Raw genomic sequence first — 15660 nt, forward strand, 5'->3', positions numbered from 1 at the left:
GACTGAGGGGGCGTACGCAGATGTACGGCAAGTCATGTGCGCATCACATGACTTATAACGATGCATAACGACGAACGAGGAGCAATCATGGCATTTGAATTCGAGAAGGAACTGAAGGTCACCGAGACCAACATCCCCGGTCTGCTGGTGTTCGACCTGCCGGTGCACGGTGACAACCGCGGATGGTTCAAGGAGAACTGGCAGCGTGCGAAGATGACCGCGCTTGGCCTGCCGGACTTCGGACCGGTGCAGAACAACATCTCCTTCAACGCGAAGAAGGGCGTGACCCGCGGCATCCACGCCGAACCGTGGGACAAGTACATCTCCATCGCCACCGGTGAGATCTTCGGTGCGTGGGTGGACCTTCGCCCGGGCGAGACGTTCGGACAGGTGTTCACCACGCGTCTCGACCCGAGCCGCGCGATTTACGTGCCGCGTGGCGTGGGCAACAGCTTCCAGGCGCTTGAGGACGGCACCGCGTACACGTATCTGGTGAACGCGCACTGGAGCCTCGAGCAGAAGAAGACCTACACGTTCGTGAACCTCGCCGACCCGGAGCTCAACATCCAGTGGCCGATTCCGCTGGAGGAGTCCGAGCGAAGCGAAGCCGACCTGCACCATCCGATGCTCAAGGACGCCAAGCCGATGGCCCCGAAGCGCACGCTCGTGACCGGCTGCAACGGCCAGCTCGGCCACGCCATCCGTGCATACGCCGAGGTCCACAACCTGCAGGGCTTCGAATACACCGACATCGACGAGTTCGACTTCTCCGACCCGGCCGCATACGAGGCCTACGACTGGAGCCTCTACGGCACCATCATTAACGCCGGGGCCTACACGGCCGTCGACAAGGCCGAGACCGCCGAAGGCCGTCCGGTCGCATGGAAGGCCAACGCCCAGGGCCCGGCCCTGCTCGCCAAGGTGGCCAAGGAGCACAACCTCACGCTCGTGCACATCAGCTCCGACTACGTGTTCGACGGCACCGCCGAAGAGCACGACGAGACCGAGGCGTTCGCTCCGCTCGGCGTGTACGGCCAGACCAAGGCCGCCGGCGACATCGCCGTGGCCAACGCGCCGAAGCACTACATCCTGCGTTCCAGCTGGGTGATCGGCGAAGGCCACAACTTCGTGAAGACCATGATGATGCTTTCCAACCGCGTGGCCGATGCCGACGACGCCCTGAACCAGGTGACCGTCGTCGACGACCAGCTGGGCCGACTCACGTTCACCAAGGACATGGCCGAGGCCATCTTCGCGCTGCTCGACGGCAACGCCGAATACGGCACCTACAACCTCACCGGCTCCGGCGCTGTGAAGAGCTGGGCCGAGATCGCCGCCGCCGTGTTCGACCAGACCAACGGCAACGGCGACAAGGTCAAGCCGATCTCCACCGCCGAGTACTTCAAGAACGCGAAGAACCCGGTCAGCCCCCGTCCGGTGCACTCCGCCCTGAACCTCGCCAAGATCGAGGCCGCCGGCTACAAGCCCGCCGACTGGGAGGAATCCCTCAAGGCATACGTGGTCAAGGAACTGGGGGAGTAGAAGATAATTCTTTTCTTATGCAAGTGTGCCATCCGGCGAGCTATTCGCCGGATGGCACACTAGTTTCAGCGGAGAAGAACCGAACCCGGCTAAGTCAGATTCCTCTCCAGGCTATGTTCTCGCCTCTCCATCCAATATGACTGAGCTTGTTGTATTCGACTTTACTGAGGGTGTAGAGGTGTTCATTACCGCCGTTGCCTTTGCTGTTACGCATTGTAAAACGGGTCGGATTGTATAGACGGTATACCGTTACTCCATGATTGGCGTTTGGCGGGAATGCATACCAAGCGATGCCTTCGTTCTTCCATCCCATTTTGCGAACAAGATGGTTGTGTTCCGCGGCGCTTGCAGTCCAGTTATGGTTACCGGTGCGTCTATCAAGTTCACGATAGATTGGGACGGCCCCAGGAGTGCCAGCCTCTACACTTTGGAACGAAACATGCTCATGAATATGTTTGCCCACGAACACGGTGACTGGGCGGTCTGTTGCTTTGTTTGCCGTAGTGGGTAGTCAAATAGATTCAACGCACTTGTAGTTAATGCTATTCGGTGCTGTACCAGACGATGCCTTCCTTCCGCCAGTCCTGGGTGCCGCGCACGTTGTACTCGTGCAGGCTCGACGTGTAGAAGTGCTCCTTGTTGCGGTCGTTGTACAGGCGGTAGATCGGACGGCCCGACCTGCCGCCGCTGTGCCAGGCGACGCCCTCGTACCTCCACCCCTGCCGCACGTTCGCGTCGCGCTCGTACGCCGACATCGTGAAGTGGTGCTGCTTGATGCCGTTGTGGTACAGGCGGTACACCGGGGAGCCCGTCCCGGCCGCCGCGGCCCTGCCGAGCACGCCCTCGTACTTCCAGCCGCGCTGGACCAGCGTCCTCATCTCGCCGGCGCTGGCCGTGTAGTGATGCACGTTCGCGCCCGAATGATACAAACGATAAATCTCAGGACCAGATGACATTGCCGAAGAATCTACCTTCACCGTATACGGGATTTTCATCGTCGTATCGTCATCGGCGTCCTTGCTGCTGTTCCGACCGTAGGCGGTGATGGTCAGGGTCTTGTTCGCGGTCTTCGAGATATTGGAATAGTCCACGTCCTTGGTAAGCGTCAACGTTCCCGCACCATTCTTCGAGGCCGTGACGGCACCGGAGAATGCGCCGGACGTGACGGCACCGCCCATGACGGCACGAATCTTCACCTTGCCGCCAATCGTGGCCCCATGCAAATTCGACCATGTCGAGCCGCCATCTGTCGAATACTGTACGGACGAAATCGTGGCCTTCGGCTGGTTCTTCGTCACGGCCGCATACGCGTCGACCATGCCGGCTCCGCGATACTCCTTGCCGTCGGTCGGTGCCGAAAGCTGCTTGTAGTTGGCCTGCTTGAACAGCTGGGCCTTGATCTGCGCGGCCGTGTACTCGGGGTGAATGCCCTTGATGAGCGATGCCACGCCTGCCACATGCGGCGCCGCCATCGACGTGCCGGTGGACCACCCCCATCCTCCGTCGGAATTAATACCAATTTCTACAGGATAGGCAGAGGCAATATCTGTTCCCGGAGCAGCAATAGCTATCGTGTTGGCCCCATAGTTAGACCCCTCGTTGCGTGATAATGTACCGTCAACATTTCGCTGAACATTAGAGACAGCGATTACACCAGGTAACGACGAAAAAAGAGATTTGCCACCTTTGACTGGACGATTTGGAATAGGGAATCCGGTGTCATTGGGACTATAGGAATCTACAGAGATATTATCGAGATCATCTCCGTTGTTCATTGCGCTAGCAATGAGTAAAATGTCGTTGCTTTGTGCATATTCCACAACGCGACGGACCACTTCGTATCCTGCAGCCTGCGTTGGAGCATTGGGCACCCAGTAAATCCAAGGATCTACGCTAGTGCTAGCGTTTACGATGGGGATGTGATGGACAACAGCCCAATATAATCCGCAAACTGCGTATTCCGGGTAGATGTAGTTGTGGTATGTATCCCTGATGTTTGCTAGTTTAGCCTGAGGATTCACGCTATTTTCATAGGTAAAACCCCACCAAGTTGAGTTGTATGTTTTTCCTGCTATAGTACCGGCAACATGGGTGCCATGATAGAAGTTATTACGATTGTCACCCATTATGTCGTATTTTACTTGGTTTCTCTTATCAGGATCACTGTCTGGAATGCCATTGGTGATGCACGATGTAGAAGATTCGACATCAATTTGGCCAATGAGATCTTCCTGATTCTCATCGATGCCGGAATCCATAACTCCGACCGTTACCGGACTTAGTCTGACGTCATCTTTGATTACTTTTTTAGCTTTATCGCCGCCGATGATTTTGATGCCCCAAAGGCCTTCCTCATATGTTTTGATTTTACGAATTATCTCCAATTTCTTGGTGCCTTCGAAAGCATCCTCGCCATACGTGGATACGCCGCTTTGCAGCACGTTTTCGTCGGAACGCACCGAGGACTGGCGCGTGTCACCGACCGAATGCAGCGCGATGCCGTTTCTGGCGGCCGCAGCCGCGTAATCCTTGGCAAATGACTTGCTGGCGGCCTGCACGAAGAACGAACCGAACTGAGGATAGGATGCCAGCACGGTTGCGCCGGAACTCTCCTGCTGTGCGACTGTGGCCACCAGGTTCTTCGCCCGCGTCATCGTCGACGAGCCGGCGTGCTCGTCCGCCAGATTGATGGCGTAGTTGCGTATCGCGTCCTCGCTCCATTCCGGAGACACCAACGGGGATGATGCTGCGGAAGCGGACGTCGTCGCCACCGCGAAACCGCTGAATATCATGACTGCGGCCGTTGCCGCGCCTATGATTCGTTTGCCGATATCCATGCTCTTCCCTCTTTTCTCCTATGACAGCAGAACCCTCCTCTTCGAGGGCGCTAGATATCAGCTTACTCCCTATATTTCGTGACGAAAGTACAAATGACGACGGTAGGATATTCATGTGTGTCTTATTGATGAATACAGTTCTGACTATTTATCAACCCATTTGGATTTTTCTTTAAAACAAAAAGAATGAAAAGAACCCTCACTTTATTGAGAATGGTCTCTTCTTCTGTAAGCAGTATCTTGAAGCTATTCCTGAACTGTTGGCGAAATTGGGTCGATATCTCTTATTGACAAGAATGATGAGAATAAGGCATAAAGTAATTGGAAAGCATACTACGCCAGAGGTTTAGCCGATGAATATAAGCCGCGAGAAGCTATGGAGAATGACTTTGTGAGTGTTAGTGTTGCATGCCGGGAGGCAATGTTCCATTTTTTTGAGGGGGCAAGAGATTTCATATGGTCACAATCGGTGCTTAAGGTTTTACTGCTTTAGTAGTTCCTTCGGTATGCTCACAACCTTTGCTGTTGCCATAACCCCGATGTATACGGCATACGCCGCTGCATACAGTCCGGCGAGCGCGAACAGATTGGTGGTGTGCAGGACGGTGGAGAACAGGATACGGACAATCGCCCACAATGTGATAGCGCCGATTACCGCAATACTTACTTTGCCTGTGATGAGGCTGCCTGTCTTGCGAATGACCGCACAGTACGAGGCAATCATTGTCAACAGCGTAGAGCACATGCTTGCGGCGGCGATCCACGTGATTCCGCCGAATTTACCCGCGACGATGAACAGCGGAATCACCACGACGAGTGACACAATGGACAACACATCGGAGAAGCGGTTGGAAGCGAAGTTCGTGTGCACCATGTTGAGCAATACGGTCATGCCCATGAAAAAGCTGGACATGGATAGGCAACTCAACGCGGGTGCAGCTACGGCAAAGTCTGCATGATAGAAGGAGACAAGCAGGTTCTCGCTGCTGGCGGAGATGACTACCGGGATCGGCAGTATGAATACGGCGATGAGCAGCAGGAATTCCTTGACCCGGCTGATGGCGGTATCGGTATCATGTTCGCCGATTGCTTTGGCCACCACAGGCAGGATGATGGTGAAGAACGCGGTCATCAAATAGTACGAAAGCTTGCCGAAATTCACGGCACCTGTATAGTAACCGGTCATTGAGGCGGGCTCGACCACGGACTTTACCACAAGGGTGTCCATGCTGAGTACCAGCGAAACCACGATGAAGAACACTGAGAAACTCAGCGTGTTATGAGCGACCGTACCGAAACGGATTTTCTCGCCGCCGGTGGAATGCAGTTCGCTGCGATGCCGAATCAGGGACAGACATCCAAGAATAATGCAGAACAGCAGGGCCAGCAGGTATCCGATTTCCACGCCGGCAACAGGGTCGTTCTTGAACACGAAGATAATCAGTGGAATTACCGACAGTTTTGCGATGGGATAGATGGTGCTGATGAGGGCGCTAGTGCTGAATCGTTGGATGCCTTCGTTGATGCCCAGAAGAAGAACATACATGCCATTGGCCGGCACGAGGAATGCAGCGATACGGAAGTAGAAATCCAGCGAGGAATCGTTGAGCACTGTACCGAACAGCGGGGCGCCGAAGAAGTTGATGGCGAAGAACACCAGCACCAGCAGCAGTTGGAACATGATGCTCTTGCGGATTACGTCGCCGATGTTAAAGCGCCGCATCGAAATTTCCTTCGACAGCGACTGCCTGGCGCCGTTAGATAGGAACATGTATTCGAAGTCCAGCACAGTCATAATCGTGCCGACGATGCCGTAGCTTGCGGCGGGCATTGTATTGCCAAGGAAATAATGAATCACGTATCCAGCAACGAAGAACACGATATTGCTGATTAGATTCAGTACAAGACCTTTGCGCATAGCAAACAAACATCCTCAGACCATAGTTGTGTGTGAGCGACATCAGTCTAGCAGAAGATTTTACGGTATGTGGAAGTGCATGATGTCAGGTTTAAGAAGGGTTTAAGGATGTTTGAACCTGCTAATTTCTGTACTATATCCTTCGATACACCCACCTCGGTAACATGGATTAATGCATTAGTTTGAAGAACATATTTGGTGGTTATACCGAATATCAAACTCATGTTCAAAAGGTTGTAAAGACCGTCAAGGGAAGTGCCTGTCAGGAGGTCATGCGGTGCGGATAGTGGTATTGGGCGGAATGGGTTTTCTTGGCAGAAGCCTGGTGAGCCGTCTTGCGGAATCCGGAAAGCATGACATCACCGTATTTGACCGAGTGGTACCTCAGGATGGTACTGCTCGGCAAACCGGTATTCGCTATGTGCAGGGTTCATTCGAGTCCGGATACGATTTCGCCGCACTGGTCGCCGGCGCTGATTTGGTCATCCACTTGGTCAGTACCTCGGTTCCGGGCACCGAAAAGGACACGCTTGACGAGATTCACGGTAACGTGATTCCCTCGGTTGAACTGTTCAATGCCTGTGTGACCCAGCATGTCGGCAGGGTGGTGTTCATGTCGAGCGGCGGCACCGTATACGGTGCGTCCTCACGGCCGAACAAGGAGACTGATCTTCCCGACCCCATCAACACCTACGGTCTGCAGAAGGTGATGATCGAGCAGGCGCTTCGCTACGCCTCCCGCAGCTCCGATCTCGAATACCAGGTCATCCGCCTCTCCAACCCGTATGGTCCGGGACAGAACCCGCACGGTGCGCTCGGCCTTATTACCAAGCTCGTCTATCAGGCATTGAACCATGAGACCATCAACATCTTTGGTGACGGCTCTGTGGTGCGTGACTTCATCTTTATCGACGACGCCGCGCAGGCCATTCTCGACGTCATCGACAACGGCGAGGCGAACTCCATATACAACGTCGGACGCGGCATCGGCACGTCGGTCGCCGACGTGGTCAAGGCAATCGCCGACACCCTGCCTGAAGACATCCGGCTTGAACACAAGCCCGGACGCAAGGTCGACGTGCCGTATTCGGTGCTCGACATCGAGAAATACAAGGACATCGCGTCCATCGACGATTTCGTATCATTGGACGCGGGCATTATGACAACGTACGAATACTTTAAGGAACATCGTCAATGAAAAAGAAGCTGCTGGTAACGGCATCCACCTTCCCCCGCTGGATGAACGACACCGAACCGAAGTTCATCTACGACCTGTGCATGCAGCTCAAGAAGTACTATGACGTGACCGCGCTCGTGCCGGCCGCTCCCAAGGCCAAGTCCGTCGAGAACATGGAGGGCATCACCGTCAGGCGCTTCCGGTATTTCCCCATCAAGAGCCTGCAGACGCTGGCTTACCCCGGCGCCATCGTTCCGCGCATCAAAGAGAAGAAGACCCGTGGCCTGCTTGTGCCGTTCTTCTTTATCTCTCAGTACTTCGCCACTCGACGTGCGATGAAGGACTGCGACGCCGTACTCGTGAACTGGTTCGTGCCGCAGGGCGTCACCCAGTCGTTCCTGCGCAAGAAGAAGCCGTACATCATCTCCGGCCTCGGCGGCGACGTCACCTCGCTCAACGGGTTCCCCATCAACAAGATCAAGCAGAATATCATCAACGACGCCGGCGCGGTCACCGTGGTCTCCGACGATCTGAAGAAGGTGCTGCAGTCGAAATACAAGAACACGGATGATATCCGTGTGATTCCGATGGGCGTGGACCTCACGTTCTTCGGTCCTGAGCACCGCGACAACACCTTGCGAGATAAGTATGGCAAGCCCGTCGTGCTGTTCGTGGCTCGTCTGGTGGAGAAGAAGGGTGCCCGATACCTGTTCGAGGCCATGAAAGACATCGATGCCAAGCTGCTGGTGGTTGGCAACGGTCCGGAAATGGACATGCTGCAGGCCAAGGCGAAGGAACTGAACCTCGATTGCGAGTTCCTCGGCCCTAAGAACAAGGATGAGCTGAAGTCCATCTACGCCTCGTGCGACGTGTTCGCAGCGCCCTCGGTGATTGCCGCGAACGGCGACAAGGATGGCTTGCCTGTGGCCATTCTGGAAGCCATGGCCTCCGGGGCGCCGATCGTGGCGTCCGATATCGCAGGTATCGCCGAAGCCGTGGACGATGGCGAGAACGGCTATCTGACCGAACCGAAGAATGTCTCCGCTATCCGCGAGTCGATTCAGAAGATTCTGTCCGATGACGATTTGCGTAAGAAGTTCTCCGAGAATTCGGTCAGGTTCGCGAAACGATTCGATTTCGCAAGTATCGGCGAGGAATACCATCAGCTGATTGAACGAATACTGTAAGTTGATGCGAAAAAGCTCCGAATCGTAATGATTCGGAGCTTTTTCATCCAGCGGAATCAATCAGTCGTTCTCACCCGGCAGGCCAGTCGCTTCACCGGTGTAGCCGCCGAACTCGTCCTGCTGGGCCCAGATCTTCTGATAGGGCAGGGAGTACTGGATCTCCTTGGTGCGTTCCAGCTCGTCCTCAACGAGACGACGCTGGATGCGCTGCACTTCGGAGATGATCTGCAGCGCGAAGCACAGGGCGCCGAGCATGAGCAGCGCCACGCCGAGCATCAGCGACTGCAGGTGGCCTTCGGTCAGTCCCATGGCGGCCAGTACAAGGAATCTGATGATTGGAATCAGACCGGCGACGGCGAACACGATGCCCGACCACTTGAAGATGACGTTCGACTTGAACATCAGGAAGCTGCGGATGATGGCGCCGCCCGACTTAGCCATATGCTCGAAGATGTTCGAGAACAGGCGGGATTCGCGCGTCTTCGGGTTCGTGGTGATGGCATACGACGTAATGGCGATGCGCTTGTTGCCGGCCTGGATGATGGTCTCCATGCAGTAGCTGAACTCGGTGACGATGTTCAGCTTGATGAGTGCCGACTTCGAATAGGCACGGAAGCCGCTGGCGGCGTCGGGGATATTCGTGCCGGCGGCCTTGTTCACCACCCAGGAGCCGAAGTGCTGCATACGCTTCTTGAACCAGCTGAACTCCTTGATCTTCGCGGTCTGACGATCGCCGACCACGATATCCGCCTCATGGCGCACGATCGGCTGCACCAGTTCGGCGATGGCGGCGCTCGGATACTGGTTGTCGCCGTCCGTGTTCACCACGATGTCGGCGCCGTGCTTCAATGCGTAGTCCACGCCGTCGCGGAACGCGCGGGCCAGACCCATCGGCTTCGCATGATGCACCACATGCTGCACGCCGAGGCTGCGCGCCACTTCGACGGTCTTGTCGGAGCAACCGTCGTCGATGATCATCAGCTGGATGTCATCGATGCCGGGGATCTCCTTCGGCATGTTCTCCAACACGAGGGGCAGGGTCTTTTCCTCGTTCAAGCATGGAATTTGTATGAAGAGACGCATCGTGAAGCCGCTCCCTAAATAGGCTGTCATTAGTATAAAGTTCGGTAACTAAGGATATCGTAGTAGATACTGCATACGGCAAGCGAAAGAGGATACGTATGAAAGGCATTATTCTTGCAGGCGGTTCGGGTACGAGGCTGTACCCCCTGACCACGGTCACCTCGAAGCAGCTGCTTCCCGTCTATGACAAGCCGATGGTCTATTACCCGCTGTCGGTGCTGATGATGGCCGGCATCCGCGACATCCTCATCATCTCCACCCCCAAGGACCTGCCGAACTTCGAGCGACTGCTCGGCGACGGCTCCCACTACGGCGTGAACCTCAGCTACAAGGTGCAGCCGTCCCCCGACGGCCTCGCCCAGGCGTTCATCCTCGGTGAGGAGTTCATCGACGGCGAGCCGTGCGCCCTCGTGCTCGGCGACAACATCTTCTACGGCAACGGCCTCGGCCGCACGCTGCGCGGAGCCGTGCGCACCGCCGAAAACGGCGGCGGCTCCACCGTGTTCGGCTACTACGTGGACGATCCCGAACGCTACGGTGTCGTCGAATTCGACGAGAACCGCAAGGCCGTCTCCATCGAGGAGAAGCCGGCCCACCCGGCCTCCAACTACGCCGTCACCGGCCTGTACTTCTACGATGAGCGCGTCACCGAATTCGCCAAGCAGGTCAAGCCCTCCGCCCGAGGCGAACTGGAGATTACCGACCTCAACAAGATGTATCTCGAAGACGGCACGCTGAACGTCCGCACGCTCGGCCGCGGCTACGCTTGGCTCGACACTGGCACCATGGACTCGCTGTACGAGGCCGGCGAATTCGTGCGCACCGTGCAGCGCGCACAGGGCCTGCCCATCGCCGTCGTGGAGGAGATCGCCTACCAGAACGGATGGATCACCGAGGAGACCCTCATGGAGTCCGCCACCAAGTACGGCAAGAGCCCCTACGGCCAGCATCTCAAGGACGTGGCCGAAGGCCGCATCGTCGTCAAGAAGAACGAATACGAAGACTGATATTTCAGCCGTTGTAGCGAAAGGAGAGTAGCAGTCTGTGCGTCAGCTGATGGGCAGACTGCTACCATTTTTTATATGACCCAGGAACACCCCCTCGTCTCCGTCATCATCACCGACTACAACTACGGTGACTATATCGCGGAGAGCATCGACAGCGTGCTGAATCAGACGTATCCCAATACTAAGTTGATCATCATCAACGATGGTTCCACGGATAACAGCGACGAAGTCATCACATCCTATTGCGAAAAGCATTCCGATTTCACGTATGTGAAGCAGGAGAACGCCGGCATCGTCGCCACTCGCAATCGTGGTCTGGAACTGTCCCAGGGCGAGTATCTGTGCTTCCTTGACGCTGACGATGTGTGGCACGACGATTATCTGGCGACGTTGGTCGAGCAGGCCGAGCGGGATCATCTGGATGTGGTATATACCGACTTGCATACATTCGGTGACGATAAGTCCGTGTTCAAGATGCCGGAGTTCAGTCTGAAATTCCTTATCGGCCGGAACTTCGTGCATATGGGGTCCTTGATTCGTCGTTCCGCCATTGGCAAGCATCGTTTCGATGAACAGCTGAATGGCCTGGGGCGTGAGGACTGGGACTTCTTCCTCGGTCTTGCACTGGATGGCGCGAAATTCGCGAAGAACCACGACACGTATCTTCCGTACCGGAAGCATGAGGAATCTCGAGACACTTCCTATGGTTCCGGTGAACTTACCGCCCAGAACAAAGCCAATGCTCTGCGTTTCCTGAAGACGTATACGTACATCATCGAAAAGTACCGGCGTTTTTATCCCGAGCAGGTCGATTACACGGATGATAGTGAAATCGTTGAGACGTTGACTTCTCGTCAGGTGCTGCAGGATGCTCTCGGCGCGGCCAACGGCGATATTGCCGAACTCCATGAGGAAATCCACGACCTTGAAGAGGATAACGAGGTCAAGGACGGCATGGTCAATCGTCTGCTTGAGGACGCCGCCGATCTGAACGAGCGGCTTGCCCAGGTCAGCCGCGAAGCCGTGGACCTGCGTAATTCCAAATCGTTCCGCGTTGGTCGTCTCATCGCGGCTCCGCTCATCATCGCCCGTACCATCAAGCAGCATGGTATGCGTGCCACGCTTACCAAGGTGAAGAACGTCGTACGTCGTTCCAAGAACACGGCTCCGGTCTTCCCTCAGAACGCCGCGCTCGAGGCGCAAAAATATGTCGGATATGTCGCGGCGCATTATCCGAATGCAGATGCCATCGCCGCGATGAAGAAGACGGTGTTCGACAATCAACCGCTGATTTCGGTCATTATGCCGGCATATAACACGCAGGGGCGGTATCTGCGCGAGGCGATTGACAGTGTGATTGGGCAGGCGTATCCCAATTGGGAGCTTGTCATTGTCGATGATGCATCTCCGCAACCTCAGGTGCAGGCCATCGCCAAGGAATATGCGGCCAAGGACTCCCGCATCAAATTCATTCGTATGCCACAGAACGGCGGCATCGCCAAGGCCACCAATGCCGGCGTCGAAGCGGCGAATGGTGAGTTCATCGCCCTGTTCGACCATGACGATTTGCTGTGGCCCAATGCGTTGCATGAAGTGGTGCAGACCGTCAATACCATGCCGAACGTGAACTTCATCTACACGGATGAAGACAAGGTCAACGAGCATTCGGAACAGCATTTCGAACCATTCTTCAAGCCTGACTGGAACAGTGAGCTGCTGCGCAGCGTCAACTACATCACCCATTTCACGGTGATTCGCACGTCCGTGCTGAAGGAAGCCGGTCTGGAAGACCCGGAATACAACGGTGCCCAGGATTGGGAGCTGTTCCTGCGCGTGACCCGTTCGATTCACCCGACCACCATCTGCCACATCGCCAAGGTGCTGTACAGTTGGCGTGCCTACTCCGCATCCACTGCACAGAGCATGGGCGCCAAGCCCTACGCACTGCGCGCGCAGAAGAAGGCTGTGGAGACCGACCTTGTGCAGCGTGGAATCAGCAACGCCGTGGTCAACCAGAATGCCAACGGCTGGCTGAACGTGCGATACCCGTTGCAGGGCAATCCTCTGATTTCCATTGTGATTCCCAGCAAGAACCAGTTCGCCGTCGTCAAGCGCTGCATCGAGTCCATCTACGCAAGGTCGACCTACAAGAACTTCGAAATCATTCTCGTCGACACCGGCTCCGACGACCCGCAGGTGCTCGACTGGTACAAGCGGGTCAGCGCCAAGCATGGCAACTTCCATCAGCTGTCCTTCGTGGAGAAGCGTTTCAGCTACTCCCGCTCCTGCAACTTCGGAGCATCCAAGGCCAAGGGCGAGCTGCTCATTCAGCTGAACAACGATACCGAGGTCATCTCTCCGGACTGGATGCAGACCCTTGGCGGTCTTGCCCAGCGACCGGAGATTGGCGCAGTTGGCCCGCTTCTGCTGTACCCCGGCAATGCCGTCATCCAGCATGCCGGCATCGGCGTGGGAGTCGGCAGCAAGAATGGTGCCGCCGCCAACCTGTTCAACCATGTAGAGAAGAACTCGAACCAGCTCAACGTCACCCAGCAGGTGATGCTGCGTCTGATTCGCGACGTCACCGCCGTCACCGGCGCCTGCATGGTCATCGAGAAAAAGAAGTTCGAGGAAGTCGGCGGTTTCGCCGACGAATTCCGCGTGACGTTCAACGATGTCGATCTGTGCCTCAAGCTGTGGGCGAGGGGCTACCGCAACGTCTACATGCCCACCGTCGAGCTGACGCATCACGAATCCATCAGCGTCGGAACGCCGGATCGCAGCAATCGTGACATCATCGAACTGCTGCATGCCGATGCGCTGTTCAAGCATCGCTGGGCGCAATATGTTGAAGCCGATCCAAACTACAACCGTAATCTCAGCCGAGAAAAGAGTGATTTCACGCTATGAGCAATCAGAATACTGCAGCCGGAATGAAGAAGCGACTCGGTATCTTCTGCTTCTACGATCATGCCGGTCATGCCGACGGATATATCGAAGTGTTACTGAAGGCACTTCAGCCGTATCTGACGGATCTCGTCGTCGTGGCCAACGGCAAACTGGATGATGAATCGCGTACGATGTTCAGCCAGTTCACCGATCAGATCACCGTTCGCGAAAACAAGGGTCTCGATGCCGCCGCATATCAGCAGGCCATGCTGTCCCTCGGCTGGGACAAGCTGGAATCATATGACGAGATTATTTGCTTCAACGACACGGTGATGGGTCCGCTGTATCCGTTCTCCGAGCTGTTCGATGCAATGGACTCCAAGAACGTCGACTTCTGGGGCATTACGGCGCATCCGAGGGCAAAGTTCGGCGAGGAGACCATTCCCGCCCATATCCAGGCATACTGGCATGTGTACGGCAAGCGTCTCGTATCGTCCGATGCGTTCCACCAGTACTGGGAGTCCATGCCGGTGATGACCGATTACGCGGAAGTCACCCGTAAGCACGAGATGCGGTTCACCCCGTATTTCGAACAACGTGGATTTACCTGGGCCACTTACATCGATGCGGAAAAGTATGCCGGTCTTTCGCCATACCCGCTGCTGTTCATGCCCAAGCAGATCATCGAAAACGACCGATGCCCCATTTTCAAGCGTCGTTCGTTCTTCGTGGACTATGGCGCTTACTTCGACAAAACCGCCGGTCAGCCCGGCAGCGAACTCTACGATTACATCCGCGAGCATACGGATTATGACGTCAACCTGATTTGGGATACGCTGCTGCGTTCCTTCAACCTTGATGACATCCGGCAGGCCATGCACTTGGATTACGTGCTGCCGACCAAGGCGTTGAATCCCCGTGACGGCGAAGTGCCGTCGTCGGTGTTCATCCAGCACATCTACTTCATGGACCTGCTGGACGACACCTTCCATTACCTGCGGTCCCTGCCGGAATCCACGGATCTGTACATCACCAGCACGAAGGACAAGATTCCGCAGATTCGCGCCTACGCGGATGAACACGGATTCACCCATCCCATCGAATTCATTCCCGTGAAGAACCGTGGGCGTGACGTTTCTGCATTGTTCGTCGCCGCAAGCGGCGTGGTGCTGAGCGGCAAATACGAGGTCGTCGGCTTCGCCCACGACAAGAAATCATCGCAGGTAGGCGAGAGCGGCCACGACGGCACCGAATCCCAGGGCTTTGCATACAAGCTGATGGAAAACACGCTCGGCAGCAAGGACTACGTGGAAAACGTGCTGACGCTGTTCGTGCAGAATCCGCGGCTCGGCCTTGCGGCACCCACCCCGCCGTGGCATGCCATCTACTTCGCGCACACCATTCCCCATGACTGGGGTGCCAACTTCGCCGGCACACAGAAGCTCATGCACGATATGCTCGGTCTCGATGTGCCGATGACTGAAGCCAAGCGCACGATGTCGGCCATTGGTTCCTGCTATTGGTTCCGCGTGGAGGCGCTGAAGCCGCTGTTCGAATACGGCTGGGACTACGAGGACTTTCTGCCCGAAGGCAAGATGGGTGTGGACGGTTCGATTTCCCACGCCATCGAACGCGCGACGGGTTATGTGGCGCAGTCGCAGGGGTACTATCCTGCATGGATTCTTACCGACAAGTACGCGGCCATCGAACTGGATTCCTTGCTGCATGCGTCTAAGATCTTCATGGGTACGCTGGGACCGTATCGTTGGGGAGATAGCCTCATCGAGAACAGTCGGTCCTCGGATGCAAGACTGAGCGCTTTGCAGGTGTTCCATGACAGGGCCTTGCGCACCCGAGTCCATAACCGTCTGCGTGGCATTGCACATAAGGTGATTCTTCCGCTGCCGAAGCCGCTGCGCGATGCCGCCTACAACCTTGCCTGGGGTCCTGTGGCCATCGTTCGTAAACTGCGCTCCCATAAGTAGGTATGTCGGGCTGCGTAGAATCGCTGTCTTGGAAA

At 56.0% G+C, this 15660-nt stretch carries 10 protein-coding genes; 6 read left to right on the forward strand and 4 right to left on the reverse strand.

From position 1 onward, the window contains the following. The first annotated feature begins 87 nt into the window (after positions 1–87). Complete coding sequence (locus tag GFD18_RS04980) at positions 88–1542, forward strand: sugar nucleotide-binding protein (protein ID WP_163198482.1); 1455 nt, start codon at positions 88–90, stop codon at positions 1540–1542. 94 nt (positions 1543–1636) lie between these two features. Here GFD18_RS04980 and GFD18_RS11385 read toward each other — a convergent pair whose 3' ends face one another. The 3 genes from GFD18_RS11385 to GFD18_RS04990 form a co-directional block, all read right to left on the reverse strand. Continuing rightward, positions 1637–2011 (reverse strand): hypothetical protein, encoded by a 375-nt coding sequence (locus GFD18_RS11385; protein ID WP_404801607.1) that lies wholly within the window; start codon positions 2009–2011, stop codon positions 1637–1639. 73 nt (positions 2012–2084) lie between these two features. Then, positions 2085–4379 carry a S8 family serine peptidase gene (locus tag GFD18_RS04985; protein WP_163198480.1) on the reverse strand — a complete coding sequence of 765 codons (2295 nt, stop codon included), beginning with the start codon at positions 4377–4379 and terminating at the stop codon, positions 2085–2087. A gap of 481 nt (positions 4380–4860) precedes the next feature. Next, positions 4861–6297 (reverse strand): oligosaccharide flippase family protein, encoded by a 1437-nt coding sequence (locus GFD18_RS04990; protein WP_163198478.1) that lies wholly within the window; start codon positions 6295–6297, stop codon positions 4861–4863. A 286-nt stretch (positions 6298–6583) separates the two neighbouring features. Here GFD18_RS04990 and GFD18_RS04995 point away from each other — a divergent pair, with 286 nt between their 5' ends. Next, a complete protein-coding gene (locus GFD18_RS04995; RefSeq protein ID WP_318644322.1) occupies positions 6584–7495 on the forward strand; it encodes an NAD-dependent epimerase/dehydratase family protein in 912 nt (303 codons plus the stop codon). Further along, positions 7492–8661: a glycosyltransferase family 4 protein gene (locus GFD18_RS05000; RefSeq protein WP_163198474.1), complete on the forward strand. Its 1170-nt coding sequence runs from the start codon at positions 7492–7494 to the stop codon at positions 8659–8661. Before GFD18_RS04995 ends, GFD18_RS05000 begins: the two co-directional genes overlap by 4 nt. Before the next feature lie 60 nt (positions 8662–8721). Here the strand turns inward: GFD18_RS05000 and GFD18_RS05005 are convergent, their stop codons facing one another. After that, entirely contained in the window at positions 8722–9774 is a 1053-nt protein-coding gene (locus GFD18_RS05005; protein ID WP_318644321.1) for a glycosyltransferase family 2 protein, read from the reverse strand. Between the two features lie 68 nt (positions 9775–9842). Between GFD18_RS05005 and rfbA the strand changes: the two genes are divergently transcribed. From rfbA to GFD18_RS05020, 3 genes are all read left to right on the forward strand, one after another. After that, positions 9843–10751: a glucose-1-phosphate thymidylyltransferase RfbA gene (rfbA, locus tag GFD18_RS05010; RefSeq protein ID WP_163198470.1), complete on the forward strand. Its 909-nt coding sequence runs from the start codon at positions 9843–9845 to the stop codon at positions 10749–10751. Positions 10752–10826: 75 nt separating this feature from the next. Then, entirely contained in the window at positions 10827–13661 is a 2835-nt protein-coding gene (locus GFD18_RS05015) for a glycosyltransferase (protein WP_163198468.1), read from the forward strand. Next, positions 13658–15625, forward strand: a complete 1968-nt coding sequence (locus tag GFD18_RS05020) for a rhamnan synthesis F family protein (protein ID WP_163198466.1) — start codon at positions 13658–13660, stop codon at positions 15623–15625. The genes GFD18_RS05015 and GFD18_RS05020 overlap by 4 nt, the downstream gene beginning before the upstream one ends. Positions 15626–15660: the final 35 nt, after the last annotated feature.

The organism is Bifidobacterium saimiriisciurei (assembly GCF_010667655.1).
GTDB lineage: Bacteria > Actinomycetota > Actinomycetes > Actinomycetales > Bifidobacteriaceae > Galliscardovia > Galliscardovia saimiriisciurei.